The 14,532-nt window shown below is 63.9% G+C and carries 17 protein-coding genes and 1 tRNA gene; 10 read left to right on the top strand and 8 right to left on the bottom strand.

Features of this window, described 5'->3' with window-relative positions:
* Positions 1 to 61: 61 nt before the first annotated feature.
* Both FNV92_RS15985 and FNV92_RS15990 read left to right on the top strand, forming a co-directional pair.
* Positions 62 to 403, top strand: a complete 342-nt coding sequence (locus FNV92_RS15985) for an integration host factor subunit alpha (RefSeq protein ID WP_173401556.1) — start codon at positions 62 to 64, stop codon at positions 401 to 403.
* 26 nt (positions 404 to 429) lie between these two features.
* On the top strand, positions 430 to 1,008 hold the full coding sequence (locus tag FNV92_RS15990; protein ID WP_015685695.1) for a MerR family transcriptional regulator: 579 nt from the start codon (positions 430 to 432) through the stop codon (positions 1,006 to 1,008).
* Positions 1,009 to 1,089: 81 nt separating this feature from the next.
* Here FNV92_RS15990 and FNV92_RS15995 read toward each other — a convergent pair.
* Both FNV92_RS15995 and FNV92_RS16000 read right to left on the bottom strand, forming a co-directional pair.
* Positions 1,090 to 1,167: transfer RNA gene (locus FNV92_RS15995), tRNA-Pro, on the bottom strand.
* A gap of 12 nt (positions 1,168 to 1,179) precedes the next feature.
* On the bottom strand, positions 1,180 to 1,422 hold the full coding sequence (locus FNV92_RS16000) for a hypothetical protein (protein WP_143845733.1): 243 nt from the start codon (positions 1,420 to 1,422) through the stop codon (positions 1,180 to 1,182).
* A gap of 100 nt (positions 1,423 to 1,522) precedes the next feature.
* On the opposite strand from FNV92_RS16000, the gene FNV92_RS16005 reads away from it, so the two are divergent.
* Positions 1,523 to 1,708 (top strand): alpha/beta hydrolase, encoded by a 186-nt coding sequence (locus FNV92_RS16005; protein ID WP_244623690.1) that lies wholly within the window; start codon positions 1,523 to 1,525, stop codon positions 1,706 to 1,708.
* A 22-nt stretch (positions 1,709 to 1,730) separates the two neighbouring features.
* Here FNV92_RS16005 and FNV92_RS16010 read toward each other — a convergent pair whose 3' ends face one another.
* Together FNV92_RS16010 and FNV92_RS16015 are read right to left on the bottom strand one after the other, a co-directional pair.
* On the bottom strand, positions 1,731 to 2,501 hold the full coding sequence (locus FNV92_RS16010; protein ID WP_015685697.1) for an EAL domain-containing protein: 771 nt from the start codon (positions 2,499 to 2,501) through the stop codon (positions 1,731 to 1,733).
* A gap of 353 nt (positions 2,502 to 2,854) precedes the next feature.
* On the bottom strand, positions 2,855 to 3,094 hold the full coding sequence (locus FNV92_RS16015; protein ID WP_015685698.1) for a hypothetical protein: 240 nt from the start codon (positions 3,092 to 3,094) through the stop codon (positions 2,855 to 2,857).
* A gap of 340 nt (positions 3,095 to 3,434) precedes the next feature.
* Here FNV92_RS16015 and FNV92_RS16020 point away from each other — a divergent pair, with 340 nt between their 5' ends.
* From FNV92_RS16020 to FNV92_RS16030, 3 genes are all read left to right on the top strand, one after another.
* Positions 3,435 to 4,343 (top strand): dihydrodipicolinate synthase family protein, encoded by a 909-nt coding sequence (locus FNV92_RS16020; RefSeq protein WP_143845731.1) that lies wholly within the window; start codon positions 3,435 to 3,437, stop codon positions 4,341 to 4,343.
* 144 nt (positions 4,344 to 4,487) lie between these two features.
* Complete coding sequence (locus FNV92_RS16025; RefSeq protein WP_143845730.1) at positions 4,488 to 5,459, top strand: SDR family NAD(P)-dependent oxidoreductase; 972 nt, start codon at positions 4,488 to 4,490, stop codon at positions 5,457 to 5,459.
* 288 nt (positions 5,460 to 5,747) lie between these two features.
* On the top strand, positions 5,748 to 6,866 hold the full coding sequence (locus FNV92_RS16030; protein ID WP_143845729.1) for an alpha/beta hydrolase family protein: 1,119 nt from the start codon (positions 5,748 to 5,750) through the stop codon (positions 6,864 to 6,866).
* Positions 6,867 to 6,881: 15 nt separating this feature from the next.
* Here the strand turns inward: FNV92_RS16030 and FNV92_RS16035 are convergent, their stop codons facing one another.
* Positions 6,882 to 7,388 carry a MarR family winged helix-turn-helix transcriptional regulator gene (locus FNV92_RS16035; protein WP_041748263.1) on the bottom strand — a complete coding sequence of 169 codons (507 nt, stop codon included), beginning with the start codon at positions 7,386 to 7,388 and terminating at the stop codon, positions 6,882 to 6,884.
* A gap of 406 nt (positions 7,389 to 7,794) precedes the next feature.
* On the opposite strand from FNV92_RS16035, the gene FNV92_RS16040 reads away from it, so the two are divergent.
* A complete protein-coding gene (locus FNV92_RS16040) occupies positions 7,795 to 9,351 on the top strand; it encodes a porin (protein ID WP_015685703.1) in 1,557 nt (518 codons plus the stop codon).
* Positions 9,352 to 9,641: 290 nt separating this feature from the next.
* On the opposite strand, the gene FNV92_RS16045 is transcribed toward FNV92_RS16040, so the two are convergent.
* The 3 genes from FNV92_RS16045 to FNV92_RS16055 all read right to left on the bottom strand — a co-directional run bounded on the left by FNV92_RS16045 (position 9,642) and on the right by FNV92_RS16055 (position 11,534).
* A complete protein-coding gene (locus FNV92_RS16045) occupies positions 9,642 to 10,121 on the bottom strand; it encodes a GcrA family cell cycle regulator (RefSeq protein ID WP_143845727.1) in 480 nt (159 codons plus the stop codon).
* A 73-nt stretch (positions 10,122 to 10,194) separates the two neighbouring features.
* Positions 10,195 to 10,392, bottom strand: a complete 198-nt coding sequence (locus FNV92_RS16050) for a hypothetical protein (RefSeq protein WP_007603456.1) — start codon at positions 10,390 to 10,392, stop codon at positions 10,195 to 10,197.
* A 200-nt stretch (positions 10,393 to 10,592) separates the two neighbouring features.
* Positions 10,593 to 11,534 carry an acetamidase/formamidase family protein gene (locus FNV92_RS16055; RefSeq protein ID WP_143845726.1) on the bottom strand — a complete coding sequence of 314 codons (942 nt, stop codon included), beginning with the start codon at positions 11,532 to 11,534 and terminating at the stop codon, positions 10,593 to 10,595.
* Positions 11,535 to 11,678: 144 nt separating this feature from the next.
* Here FNV92_RS16055 and FNV92_RS16060 point away from each other — a divergent pair, with 144 nt between their 5' ends.
* The 3 genes from FNV92_RS16060 to FNV92_RS16070 are packed head-to-tail and all read left to right on the top strand — an operon-like array spanning position 11,679 to position 14,513.
* Entirely contained in the window at positions 11,679 to 12,482 is an 804-nt protein-coding gene (locus tag FNV92_RS16060; protein WP_244623833.1) for a YdcF family protein, read from the top strand.
* A gap of 60 nt (positions 12,483 to 12,542) precedes the next feature.
* Positions 12,543 to 13,325 carry a DUF169 domain-containing protein gene (locus FNV92_RS16065; RefSeq protein ID WP_143845725.1) on the top strand — a complete coding sequence of 261 codons (783 nt, stop codon included), beginning with the start codon at positions 12,543 to 12,545 and terminating at the stop codon, positions 13,323 to 13,325.
* Between the two features lie 9 nt (positions 13,326 to 13,334).
* Positions 13,335 to 14,513 carry a saccharopine dehydrogenase family protein gene (locus FNV92_RS16070; RefSeq protein WP_143845724.1) on the top strand — a complete coding sequence of 393 codons (1,179 nt, stop codon included), beginning with the start codon at positions 13,335 to 13,337 and terminating at the stop codon, positions 14,511 to 14,513.
* Positions 14,514 to 14,532: the final 19 nt, after the last annotated feature.

Here is a 14,532-nt window from a genome sequence, read left to right on the forward strand (position 1 = left end):
CGCCGTATCGTAACCTCATAATTTCAGACAACAATTGTTCGCCGTGATGTGGGGCAGGGCGATGACTGATCAAAGTAAAACCGTAACGCGTGTTGATCTCTGCGAGGCCGTCTACCAGAAGGTGGGGCTGTCGCGGACGGAATCGTCTGCGTTCGTGGAACTCGTGCTGAAGGAGATCACCGACTGCCTCGAGAAGGGCGAGACGGTGAAACTGTCCTCGTTCGGCTCCTTCATGGTGCGCAAGAAGGGTCAGCGTATCGGCCGTAACCCGAAGACCGGCACCGAGGTGCCGATTTCGCCGCGGCGGGTGATGGTGTTCAAGCCGTCGGCGATCCTGAAGCAGCGGATCAATGGCCAGCATCGGGCCAATGGCGACGCCACCAAGGCTCAACCCGAGGCGTAAGCCGCCTCGCGCGAAGGATTAGGCATTTGGACAAGGCGCCGGATGCGTTCCGAACCATCAGCGAAGTAGCGCAGGAACTCGACATTCCGCAGCATGTGCTGCGGTTCTGGGAGACCCGATTCTCCCAGATCAAGCCGATGAAGCGCAGCGGCGGACGCCGCTATTACCGCCCCGACGATGTCGACCTGCTCAAGGGTATCCGCCGTCTGCTCTACGGGGAGGGCTACACCATCCGCGGTGTGCAGCGGATCCTCAAGGAGCACGGCGTCAAATCGGTGCAGGGCCTTGCCGACAGCTCGGCCGCGGTCTCGTTCGGCGCCATCGAGGATGCCATCGGGGCGAGCCTGATGGAGCCCGAGGAGGAGTCGCCCATCAAGGGCGTCACCGAGGCCGACGAGGACGATTACCAGGGCGACGAAGAGGAAGGCATCGACTTCCGCTTCACTGAGGTCGACGACGAGGACATCCTCACCACCTTCCGCAAGGGCGGCACCCCGGCCGCACCCGCCGGCCCCAGCGCACTGGACCGCGAGCGGCTGGCACGGGCGCTTGCCGACCTCGTTGCCTGCAGGGAAATGCTGGATCAGGCTCTGGGCGAGGGTTGAGAGCGACCGTCGAACATGGGGCAGCGTCCGCAGCGGGCCTATCCCGACCGTTAAGCCACCCGACCGATGCTTTGAGAAAAATGGTCGGAGCGAGAGGATTTGAACCTCCGACCCCTAGTCTCCCAGACTAGTGCGCTAACCGGGCTGCGCCACGCTCCGAACGTCGTTCCATTAGCTAGGATCGGCGCGATGCGCAAGGCGAGGTCGCAGCATTTTGGCGTCCCCGCCCACAGCCCCGGAACTGCCCACGAAGCGATGAAAAGCGCGGCGGGTGGCTGCCGTGGGAAGCCAGCGCATCAAAATGTCGAAAACAACCCCATGCACAGTAGCGATGCCATTGCCGGATGATGCTTTTCCGATGCCGATTGATGTTTTTCCGAATTCTGGTTGACCCGTCGGGCAAAACAGTGGCATGATGTCATCCTGCCAGCCGCATCACCCCGCTATCCCAGCTCCGATCCCAGCGCCTGCTAGAGCAGCTTCCGGCTCGGCTCGCAGCGATTGACTCGCGCCGATGACGATCTTCGCAGGCACGCGCGACCTGCTTTACCCCGATAGCGTCGATCTTGCGGAGCGGGCGCGGGCGGTGGGCGTGCCGGTCGAGCTGCATCTGTCGCGAGACCAGCCGCACAATTATGCGCTGATGCCGACGCCGGAGGGGCGGCGCGCGCGTGCGCTGATCATGCGTGCGATAGCTTGAGAGGGCGTCGGCGCAGCGACTGTCAGCCGACGAGGGCCACGGTCGCGTGAGAAAACGCCGCTACGTTCGGCAAACTCATGAACCCCGGCTTGGCAAAATAATAGCCCTGGAAGAGATCGATCCCGGCTGCCCGGAGCACGGTGAGTTCGGCTTCGCTTTCCACGCCTTCGGCGAGGACCTTGATATCAAGTTCGCGCGCCATCGAAGCTATGCCGGCAACGATAACCTGCTTCGAGCGGCTCAAGTGGATGTCGCGCAAAAGCTCCATGTCGACCTTGATGAGGTCGGGCTGGAGCCTCGCCAGCAGACTGAGCCCGGCATAGCCGGCGCCGAAATCGTCGAGCGCGGTGAGAAATCCGAGCTTCTTGTAGGCCTGCACGATGCGCTCGACGTGCGCAGGGTCAGCCATGCGTTCGTTCTCGGTGAACTCGAACATGAGGTTCGCGGCCGGGAAGTTCGACCGGCGTGCCGCCGCGAGGGATTTCTGGATGCACGCCTGTGGCTCGTAGACCGCATTGGGCATGAAGTTGATGGACAGCCGGGCTTGCGGATCGTCAAACAGCTGTCCGGCTGTTTCAATCGCCATGACCCTGGCAGCCTGGTCGAAGCGATAAAGTTGATCCTCAGTCAGTTGGCTCAGGACGCTGTGTGCACTTTCGCCATTCGGACCGCGCACCAATGCTTCATAGCCCCAGACACGCTGCTCGTTCATTGCGACGATCGGTTGATACGCCATCTTGAAGTCGAACGGCAGTCCTTCGCCGTCACCGCACCCCTTGCAGACCGCTGCCATCGATCTCTCCTTCGTCGAGGCGGCACGATAGGTGCGAGTGATTAACGATCGGTGCGACTACGTTCGCGGCGCTCCAACCAACAATTGTTGGTCTTGGAATCCGTCTTGGTTCCCGCCGGAAGGCGTGTGTCTATCCCTTCGGCGGCTTTCGACATGGTGGAACGAGCCGGCGCTGAGGTCGACGTGGGAGGGGCTGCGCGCGCAATGATTATCTGCGCGGTGGCGCGGCGGGAGATGTGATCGTAGTCACGGAGCGCATGGCCTCAATCAGGCGGCGCTGTTCGGAGAGCCTACAACGGAGGGACAAGGCGGCCCCCGGGCGTTTCCTCAGATCAGTAGTTTTGCGGGGCCGCTTACGCGTGGCCCTTGATCTCGTAGTGACCCGGCACGCATTTGTAGCGCTCGAGGCGCCAGTTGGCGTGATAGATCGGATGCTCGCCCATCCATTTCGCAAGCGGTGCCTGTGCGCCGACCGCACACTGCATCATCGAAATCTCGGGCGTCATGTTGCTGTCGGTCACGATTTCCTCGACGCAACTGCCTGAGCTGGCTGCGCTTAGCCGGCAGAGCACGGCAACGACGGTCACGAACATTCCAGTCACCTCATTGGTAGTTTCTGACCACGAAGAAGATGCAAGCGGAGTGCCAGAGTCTGTGACGCGAACAACACGCCGTCCTATCCGAATCGGCCCGGCGTCCAATCCCATTTGACGATTCGGATTGTAAAAAAATTGCCCCTAAACCGAAGCCGGGCAACTACGGGGAACTCCCAGGAAATCACGGGCAACGAGCGCAGAGATGAGCAATGTGGGGGGCTGCGCCGCGCGAACGGCCCCTTCACAACGCCTGCGCAGCCGATACGCTCGCTAACGTGCGGATACTCGTCAAAAGAGCGGGACCGCCGCAGGACCAAAGGAAACGCGAGGGCAGACCATGAAGATACGACCGACCGGCGTGATCCCGCCGATGACGACGCCGTTCCGGAAAGACGGCGAGATTGATTACAAGCTCGTGGCGCCCCAGGTCGACTGGATGATCGGTGCGGGCGCGCACGGTGTCGCCGCCGGCGGCTCAACCGGCGAGGGCCACACGCTCGATCACGCGGAATACCGCGACCTGATGGCGGCGACGGTGGAGGCGGTGAACGGGCGCATCCCCGTCATCGCCGGCATCATCGTGGACTCCACGCGCGATGCGATCCGCCGCGGCAGGCTGGTGCGCGACATGAACGTCGCGGCGCTCCAGGTCACGCCGGTGCACTATCTGTTCAAGCCGGACGACGAGGCGATGGTGGCGCATTTCCGCGCGATGGCCGATGAGACCGGCATGCCCATCATCATCTACAACGTGGTGCCGTGGTCGTATCTGTCGCCGGCGCTGCTGACGCGGATCATGACCGAGGTGCCGCTGGTGGTCGGCGTCAAGCAGAGCGCGGGCGATCTCAAGCTGTTCGCCGACCTCATGATGATGGCGCCGGACAAGCTGATCTACAGCGCCGTCGATGCGCTGATGTATCCGTCCTACACGCTCGGCGCCCATGGCTCGATCGCCGCGATCCTGACCGCGGCGCCGCATGCGTCCGTTGCGCTGTGGGATGCGGTGAAGGCGGGCGATCATCCGCGCGCGCTCGAGCTGCACAAGAAGCTGCTGACGCTGTGGAACGCGATCATTGCCGACAATCTGCCGGCCTGCACGCGCTACGCCCAGACGCTCCAGGGCTTGCCGAAGACGTATCCGCGCGCGCCGATGCCGGAGGCATCACCCGCGCAGCAGGCCGCAACCCGCAAGGCGCTGGAAGCGCTCGGTGCCTTGAGCGGACACCGCGTCGAAGCGGCGGAATAGTCCGCGCGCCGAAATAACCGATGTCGAACGCAGCGCCGATCCGCTTTTACCTGCGGATGCGGCGCTGCTACATTTTGCGCGTGCTCGCGCCAGCGGCGCCAGCTCTGAAGAAACATACCGACAAGGGGAGGGGCCGAAAGTCCCATGAAGGATTTTGCAGGAAAGATCGCCGTCATCACCGGCGGCGGCACGGGAATGGGCCGCGAGCTCGCACGGCAGCTCGTTGCCGAGGGTTGCAACGTCGCGATGTGCGACGTCTCGGAGGCCGCGATGGCCGAGACCAAGCGGCTCTGCGAGGTCGAGAAGCTGCCGCAGGGTCTGCGCGTCACGACCCATGTCGCCGACGTCTCGATCGAGGATCACCTCAAGCGCTTCCGCGACGAGCTTGCCGAGCAGCAGAAGACCGACAGGATCCATCTGTTGTTCAACAATGCCGGCATCGGCGGCGGCGGCAGCCTGTTCACCAACACGCGCGAGCAGTGGGAGCGCACCTTCAACATCTGCTGGGGCGGCGTCTATCTCGGCGTGTGCACCTTCCTGCCGATGCTGGTGGCGGCCGACGAGGCTCACATCGTCAACACGGCCAGCGTCAACGGCTTCTGGGCCTCGATCGGCATGGGGCAGGCGCACACCGCCTACAGCTCGGCCAAGTTCGCGGTGAAGGGATTTACCGAAGCGCTGATCAACGACCTCCGCCTGCACGCGCCGCATGTCAAATGCTCGGTGGTGATGCCAGGGCACATCGGCACCTCGATCGTCTCGAATTCGCGCAAGGTGCAGAGTGCCGACGGATCGGAGCGCCTCAATGCCGACGAGTGCGCGCTGACCCGCAAGCGCATGGTCGCGGCCGGCGTGCCGGATGCCGACAAGATGTCGGACGAGGACATCCAGGCGGTGTTCGCCGAGCGCGCCCGCAGCTTCCTGGAGGATGCGCCGACCACCGCGGCGCAGGCCGCGAAGATCATCCTCGACGGCGTGAAGGCCGAGCGCTGGCGCATTCTCGTCGGCGAGGACGCCAAGCGCCTCGACGAGCGCGTTCGTGCTACGCCGGAGCAGGCCTATGACCGTTCCTTCTACGAAAGTTTTACGCAGGAGGTCGGCTGGCGACTCGGTTGAGCCGGTTTGGCTGAATCGGCTTGGCTGAGGCTGTCAATAACAGCGCGCTGACATAGGTATGACGATCATCATGGCAAGAGGCGGAGCGGTATTTTTGCGTGCCACCTCTTGCCAGTCTTCAAGGCCTTATGACGAATTGGAATGTCACGCATGCGACATCACCAGCGCTCCAGCATTGTTCAAGCGATGGTGATGTCAAACGGGTCTCATTCGGCGCACGGTCGCTTGGTTGGCGAACTGAAATAGTTTAGTCAGTCAGTGGTAACGCCATCATAAAGCGTAGCCCCGATGATACCCGCATGCCTCTCCGACGACTGGACCCTTTGCCCGGAGAGAGAGGATATCTCCGCTGAGTTCACGCGGCTCCTCACCGCGGCCCAGGAGGGCGGCGCCACGATCGCAGAATGCCTGATGATCGCGCGGCAGCTCAAGCGCGGCGACGAGCATTCCTGGCACCGTGAGTGGAAGAAGCTGGCGCGCGCCAACCGGCAGCGCGCCGAGGCGGCGTTCGCGGAGGGCCATATGGCGACCGCGCAGCGCAACTGGCTGCGGGCGATGAACTACTACGGCGCGGCCGCGATGCCGCTCGACCAGGCCGACGAGCGCCGCTGGGTCGCGGTGCTGGCGATGCAGGAATGCGCCCGCCGCTTCCTGTCCGCGCGCGATCCGGCCGGCGATGTCGTCACGATTCCCTGGTCCGACGACGGACACGCCCTGCAAGGCTATTTCCTGCCCGCGCCTTCGGCGAGCAGGCGGGCTCCGACCGTGATCTGCATCGGCGAGCCAGGGCATCGCAAGGAGGAGTTCCTGTTCAAGCTCGCGCCGCATGCGCGCGAGCGCGGTTTGTCGATGCTGGCGCTGGACCTGCTCGGCGACCAGCGCGACGATTATACCGACACGCTGCTGCAGCGCCGCGATCTCGAGAGCTCGATCGGCAGCGTCATGGATTACCTGGAAACGCGCGACGACGTCGATTTCAATCGCATCGGGATCGTCGCGGACGGGTGGGGCTCCTCCTTCGTCGCACGTGCGGTTTTGCAGGAGCCGCGGCTCGCCGCAGCGGTCTGCGACGGCGGCCTCTGGGACCTGCATGAGCGGTCCTTCTTCGCCAGCCGCTTTGCCATGAGCGACCTCAGCATCGTCCCGGTGCCGTCGGCGCCGCTGATGGCCTCGAGTGTCGACTGTCCGGTGCTGATCACCCTCGGCGAGGACGGCTGGCTCAAGGCCGACCGGGCGCGCCAGATCGTGCAGAAGTCGCGGCCCGGCAGCTCGGATATCGTGCTGAAGGTGTTCACCGCGGCGGAGACCGGCGCGGCGCAGGCTCACGCGGACAATCCGAGTCTTGCCAACGAATACATCTTCGACTGGCTGGAATCGCAGCTGGGCGGCATGGGGCGGCGGAGCTGAGCGCCGCCTGCGGCTTTAGTAGTCCAGGGATATCCTGACGCAGGCTTTTTCGAGCCGGGTCTTCAGCGTCGCGAGCTTGGTGGTGAATTCCGCGAGCTCTTCCTCGTCGAACTCCTGGAAGACGAATTCGCGAATCGACTTGTACTGTTCGTTGAGGCTCGCGATGTGCTTCTGGGTCTTGTCGGCCAGCGACAGGCGGACCACGCGGGCGTCGGTCGGCGAGGGCCGCCGGCGCAGCAGGGCCTTCTTCTCCAGCAGCTTGGACTGGGTGGTGACGAAGGACGGATCGACGTGGAGCAGCTTGGAGACCACGTTGACGGGCACGCCGTCATCCTTGTCGAGGTCGGAAATCGCCATCAGGATCAGCCATTGCGGACCGCTGATGCCCAGCGTCCTCGCCCAGAACTGGCGCAGCTCCTCCAGATGCATGTTGATCGACGATATCTCCCAGGTGAAACGCCTGATGATATCCAGATTGCCGATGGAGCGGAGGCGCGCCCCTTCTTTCCTCGTCGCTGACACAGCGTCACTCCCGTCAACAGATTCATTCCGGCCGGCGTCGTGCAAGGTCATAGTCCACGCAAGTCTGCTCTGACGCAAGTGCAGAGCAGGGTAATTTTGTCACTAAAACTACAAAGATGATTTGCTCAGCATACTGCCCCGACTCGCAGTGTTGCGCGGGGGGCACAGCTTTAGTGAAACCACATAACTGACCTAATAAACTATTTTGATTAGCGGAACGGCGCAGGCATATTGCTCGTGACGGTGGGGGGTTCTCGATCGTCCCGTTGCAGGTGGTTCGCTCACGTCCCTCGCGTCCAAGCGGGTGTGTCCGAAAGCGCACAGCGGCCGAGCGGATTTGAAGAGACGGGGATCTGGGGGGCCTCACGGTCCAGTCTCCGCAAAATGAGCAACTTGGAGGTTTTAAATGAAAGTGGTGAAGAGCCTTTTGCTCGGCACTGCGGCGGGTCTGATCGCCGTCGGTGGAGCCCAGGCGGCCGATCTTCCGGTCAAGGCCAAGGCGGTCGAGTACGTCAAGATCTGCACGCTGTATGGCGCGGGCTTCTACTACATCCCGGGCAGCGACACCTGCATCAAGCTTGGCGGCTATCTGCGTGCTGAAGTCGCGCTCAATGCCGGCGGCAACTACAGCGCCCAGTACAACGGCGTGTTCGCGGCCAACAACCGCCTGACGAATTACTACTCGATGCGCGCTCGTGAAGATCTCAACATCGACACGCGCACCGCGACCGAGTACGGCGTCGTCCGCACCTACTTCGACGCGGTCTTCACCTGGACGACCGGCAACTACGGCGGCACCGGTTCGGGCACCGGCGGGACCCAGTACAGCGGCACGATCGGCCTCAACGCGGCCGGCAACGGCCTCACCGGGTCCAGCGGCGGCAACGTCAACGGCACCGACGGCAACCTCTCGGGCGGCTCGCTCGGCGTCTACTACGCCTTCATCCAGTTCGCCGGCTTCACCCTGGGTAAGGCCGTGTCGCAGTTCGACGCGCCCTGGATCAACTATCCCGGCAACAACTTCGACCAGCTGGTCGGCGGCAGCGGCACCACCAACGGCGTCGTCCAGGCCACCTATACCGCTGACTTCGGTCAGGGCGTGACGGCGACGATCTCGGCGCAGGACCAGACGCAGGTCTTCCAGACCAACATCTGGAACACCGCGGGCATGTCCACCACCGGCGTTCTCGGCGGTGCCTATGGCTCCAACGATCTCGGCGGCACCCGCGCGCCCGACATCGTCGGTGCGGTTCGCGTCGACCAGGCCTGGGGCCTGTTCCAGGCGTCGGTTGCCGCGCATGACAACCATGTCGCCTATTACGGCGCGACCGAAGTCACGGGGCATCCGGAAGACAAGTGGGGCTGGGCCGTTCAGCTCGCTCTGCAGATCAAGAACATCCCGACCGGTGCCGGCGACGTGATCAACGTCTCGGGCGTCTACACCGAGGGCGCGAGCCGCTACAACTTCCAGGAGCTGGCTGCGACCAGCTACTCGATGTTCGGCAGCTCGAGCGGCGCGTATCAGAGCATCGGCTTTGCCGGCGTGTCTGACGCGGTGTTCGGCCCCGGCGGCAACCTCGAGCTGACCAAGACCTACGGCTTCCGTGGTGCCTACACCCACAACTGGAGCCCGTACTGGAACACGGCGCTCTACGGCGCGTGGGCCGCGGTCAACTACAGCGGTACGGCCAAGAACATGATCTGCGGCAGCGCCGCGTTCGCGACCCTGACCGGCACCTGCAACCCGGACTTCAACATCGGCCAGGTGGGCGTCATCACCCGCTGGACCCCGGTGAAGAACCTGACCTTCTCGGCTGACTTCACCTACAGCCACCTCGACCAGAAGTATTCCGGCGTGATCACGACCGGTGCACTGACGGGCGTCGCCAAGCCTGCGGCGACCTACGAGCTGAAGGATCAGGACACCTACAGCCTGCTGCTGCGCGCCCAGCGCAACTGGTAAGCCGAAGGTTCTTTCGGATCTGACCAGGCACCGGCGGGACACCGCCGGGGCCTTTTTCAGATGCGGCGTTCGTTCAGATGCGGCGTTCGGAAAATCCGGCAGGCGTTGCAGGCGGCGAAGACGAGCCATGCGAGTCCGATCGCCTGCAAACTTATTTACTTACCTGAGTTGATCAGCTATATATCTTGTCAGCCGATTACGAAAGTTGCGGCTCTTAGCTTGATGCTATGACCTCCAGAAACCTCCGGTAGTGCCCTGCCGGAGGTTTTTCTGTTTGCGGAAAGAATTCTTCAACCGCGCATCACGCGAACGCGGGAGTTCGGCCGATAGGCGAGGCGGCTGTGGCCGGCGCAGTAGGGCTGACTGTCGGGTGCGCTATTGCCGCAGAAGCAGAAATCCTCCGCGCCCGGTGTCGAGATCGGCCAGCGGCAGCGGTTCTCGGATAGCTCCAGCAGCGAGCAGCGATTGGCGTCGTCGATGGGACCTGCGACCACCGGCGCATCGGTCTCGCCGTAGATCGTGGCGAGCATCTGGTATTGCAGGCGCGGCACGGCGCGCAGGGCGCGCGCCGGCGCGGAGCCTCTGTCCTGAACCTTGCGGTCGTCGACGGTCCGGCCGCGCGTGAGGTTCAGCCGCGACAGCTTGCCGATCACGGCGTTGCGGCTGACGCCGATGTCGGCGGCGATCTCGCGGCAGGAGAGGCCGGCCTCGAAGTGCTGCTTCAAAAGCTCGATTCGTTCGTTGGTCCAGGTCGGTGAGAGAACAGGCATTGTAACGGTCCCAGGTTGCAGATGTCGGCCATCCGCCTTTGCGAGATCCGTCCGCCTCACGTCCGGCGCGCGCTCACGTCCTGCCGTTGTCGCGAATCGACAAAAGGCCGTCCTTGATGGCGAGACGGATGCCTTCCTCGATCAAGGTACGTGCGACGCCGGGAACGCTGGTGCCGTGGGTGCCCTGTCTCACCAACTTCTCCAGGTAGGTGATGGTCGAGAGCGCCAGGGTTACGGGAATGCGGTCAGTCTCGGCTTTTTCGGTGGCCATGGTCCGAACGCTAGCCTCATACTCAGGTACATAAAAGTAACGATTAAGACTCTATTTAGATTTGGGGGCAGAAGTCAAATACCGGCCCGGATCGACGCTCATCCCGTTGGAATCACCCATGAAATTAGACACGACGCGGCGCGCCGCCCGGGGGGCCGGGCGGCGGCGTGGCGTCGTCAGGTCAGGGAAGGCGGGCTGGCTCAGCCGTGCACGATCGCCTTTTCGATCATGCAATGGATGCCCTTGGAGCCGTTGACGGTCTGGGTCACCCGCAGATCGGCCGCGAGGCTGCACAGCGTGTAGGCGTCTTCGCGCGACAGGTTTCGCCTCTCGCCGAGCAGCACGATCATGTCGCGCAGCGCGCGCACCGCGCATTGGTCGAGGTCGGGATCCATGGCCATGGTCATGTAGTGCGTCGCCGTCTCGGCGCGGGGATAGTCGAAGCGCAGGTCCTTGCGCAGCGTCAGGCGGAAGCGGCCCTGGAGCGCGGTCTCGATCGCGGTGACGCAGACCTCGCCGTCGCCCTGTACGCCGTGGCCGTCGCCGCAGGAGAAGAGCGCGCCCGGGACGAACACCGGCAGGTACAGGGTCGCACCGGCGCCGAGCTCCTTGTTGTCGAGATTGCCGCCCATCGCGCGCGGAATGAGCGAGGAGATGCGGCCCCAGCCAGGGGGCGGCGACACGCCCATCACGCCGAAGAACGGCTTGAGCGGCAGGTCCAAACCCCACGGCATGCGGCCGACCATGCGCGTGCGGTCGAGCGGGATGTTGAGGATGCGCGTCTCGTGGAAATCGTCGGGCAGCGTGCCCGAGAGCGGCTTGATCATGTTCCAGCCCCAATCCTGCCGGAGCTGGACGTCGAGGATCTCGATCGCGAGCACGTCGCCGGGCTCGGCACCCTCGACCGCGATCGGGCCGGTGAGGATGTGGCCGGGCAGCATGCGCTCGTTCTTGGCATGAACCTCGTGCATCTCCGGCGGAATATGAAACCTGTTGCGGTCGGGCAGCATGTCCGGGCCGCCGCTGATGGTGTCGACCGTTACCTCGTCGCCGCTCTTGACGGTGAGGACGGGCTTGAGCGCGGCTTCGAAAAAGCCCCAATGGCAGGTCTCGGGGCTGGAATGCAGGTGGTGGTGGGTCATTTGCCGCGTCCAATCGGTTTCATCAGAACTCGTCATGAGAACCTGTTATGCCCGGGCTTGACCGGGCGATCGATCCTCTTTCAAAGGATTTCTGAAGATGGACCGGCCGGTCAAGCCCGGTACGATCATTCCAGCGAGGCGCCCCTGTATTTCGTTCTTTCCAAGACCCTTGGCAGTGCGCTGCTGCCGATCAATCTGCTGGTCGAGCTCGGAATCCTGTCGCTGCTGCTGATGCTGACGCGCTACGCGGCTCTCGGCCGCAAGCTGGCCGTGACCACGCTGGTCCTGCTGGCATTGTCCGCGTTCTCGCCCCTCGGAAATCTCCTGCTGTACCCGCTGGAGTCGCGCTTTCCTGCGTGGGACCCCTCGCGCGGCGCGCCGGACGGCATCATCGTGCTCGGCGGCTCCGTCGACACCGATCTGTCGGCGGCACATCGTACGCCGGTGGTCGCGTACGCGGCCGATCGCCTGCTCGCGCCGGCCGAGCTCGCGCGCCGCTATCCGAACGCGCGCATCGTCTTCACCGGAGGCTCGGCGAACCTGGTCTCGACGGATGCGAAGGAAGCCGACTACTCCGCACCGATCCTGGAAAACCTGGGCATCCCGAAGGAGCGGCTGATCCTCGAACGCGATTCCCGCAACACCTGGGAGAACGCGGTGTTCACGAAGCAATTGGTGACGCCGAAGCCGGGAGAGCGCTGGCTGCTCGTCACCTCGGCCTTCCACATGCCACGCTCGATGGGAATCTTCCGCAAGGCCGGATTTAACGTCGAGCCCTATCCCGTCGACTGGCGGATGGGAGGCCGCGACGAGCTCTTCACGTTCACCAATGCCGGCAAGGATGGTCTCGAAAAGACCGAGGTCGCCGTGCGCGAATGGATCGGTCTTCTGGTGTACCATCTGATGGGCCGGACCGACGAGTTGCTTCCCCGACCGGGCAAGGACTAGAACGAGAGCCGCATAACAAGAACACAGCACCGGCGCCCGACCGCCGGCGGGGAGGACGCCATGCAGCAGCAGAGTGCAGAGAAGATCGATCTCGCCGGCCTCGTCGCCGATCTCAACAGCCTGCTGCGGCTGAAGACGACGGTAACAGGCATGAAGCTGTTCGCGCGCGTCTCGGAGATGGAGGCGATCCCGAAGATCCGGCGGCCCAATGCGGTTCACACCACCGACCAGATCGTCAGCATGGCCTCGCGGCTCGGCTGGACAGTCGGTATCACCGGCGACGATCTCGTCGGTGCGCAGTGCCGCGCGGTGATCGGCCTCAGCCCCCAAGACGAAAAATGGCTCGCCGGCGAAAACTATGTCGGCGTCTGGCACGGCACGGCGGAAGACGCGCGCAAGCGCCAGGAGGCGCTCGATGTGGTTCCGTTCGGGCAGTATCAAGCGCTGGCGGTCAGTCCGCTCGCGAGCGGCCGGCTCGATCCGCCCGACATCTGCCTCGTCTATGCGACGCCGGGGCAGATGATCATCCTGATCAACGGGCTTCAATACACCGGCTACAAGAAGTTCGAATGGGGCGTGGTCGGCGAGACCGCCTGCGCGGATTCCTGGGGACGGGCCCTCAAATCCGGCGAGCCCAGCCTGTCCTTGCCATGCTATGCGGAACGGCGCTATGGCGGCGTGCCGGACGAGGAGATGCTGATGGCCTTGAAGCCGGAACATCTCGCCAAGGCGGTCGAGGGCATGAGGGCGCTCGCAAGGAACGGTCTGCGCTATCCGATCCCACCCTATGGTATTCAAAGCGACGTCCGTGCCGGCATGGGCGTGAGCTACGCGAAGAAGTAAAGGCCGATCATGAGCTCTGCGAAATTCGACATCGTCGTCTACGGTGCGACCGGTTTCACCGGCCAACTCGTCGCCGAATATCTCACTCAGCGTTACAAGGGCGACAACGCACTCAAATGGGCGATGGCAGGCCGCAGCCTCGGCAAGCTCAAATCGGTGCGCGATGCGGTCGGCGCTCCCGGGAATACGCCGCTGATCGTCGCGGATGCGTCGGACGCGGCCTCGCTGAAGGCGATGGCGGAACAGACGATGTCGGTGATCACCACCGTCGGCCCATACCAGCTCTATGGTGAGGAACTGCTGGCTGCCTGCGTCACCACCGGCACGGATTATTTCGATCTGTGCGGCGAGCCGATCTGGATGCGGCAGATGATCGACAAATACGAGGCGGAAGCCAAGGAGAGCGGCGCGCGCATCGTGTTCTCCTGCGGCTACGATTCCGTACCGTTCGAGCTCGGCACGTTCTTCGTGCAGGAAGAGGCCAAGCGGGTCTTCGGCGCGCCGGCCGCGCGCGTGAAAGGGCGCGTGCGCGACATGCGCGGCACGCTCTCCGGCGGCACCGCCGCGAGCGCGAAGGCGACTTTCGATGCCGTGGCCAAGGATCTCAGCCTCGTTGCGATCCTGAACGATCCGTTCGCGCTGACGCCCGGCTTCACCGGCCCGAAGCAGCCGAAGGGCAACAAGCCCTTCTTCGAGGAAGACCTGCAATCCTGGGCCGCGCCGTTCATGATGGCGCTGATCAACACCCGCAACGTCCACCGCTCCAACATGCTGATGGGCTTTCCCTACGGCCGCGAGTTCGTCTACGACGAAATGGTCCTGACCGGTCCGGGCGAGAAGGGCGAGGACAACGCCAGGCGCGTGATGGCCGCCAATGCGGGCAAGACCGGCCCGGACGCACCGAAGCCGGGCGAGGGGCCTTCGAAGGAAGAGCGCGAGAACGGCCGCTTCGATCTGCTCTACGTCGCGATCGCACCGGACGGCCGCATGGTCCGCGCCGGTGTCACCGGCGACCGCGATCCCGGCTACGGCTCGACCTCGAAGATGATCTCCGAGTGCGCGATGTGCATGCTGCGCGACGCGACGGACGTTCCGGCCGGCTTCTGGACACCAGGCGCGGCGATGCAGCACAAGCTGATCAAGCGGCTGGTGGAGAATGCGGGGCTGACGTTTGAGGTGGAAGCGTAAGGCGCTTTCTTCGCCTCGC

Origin of the sequence: Bradyrhizobium cosmicum (assembly GCF_007290395.2) — a bacterium.
In the GTDB taxonomy this organism is placed as follows: Bacteria; Pseudomonadota; Alphaproteobacteria; order Rhizobiales; family Xanthobacteraceae; genus Bradyrhizobium; species Bradyrhizobium cosmicum.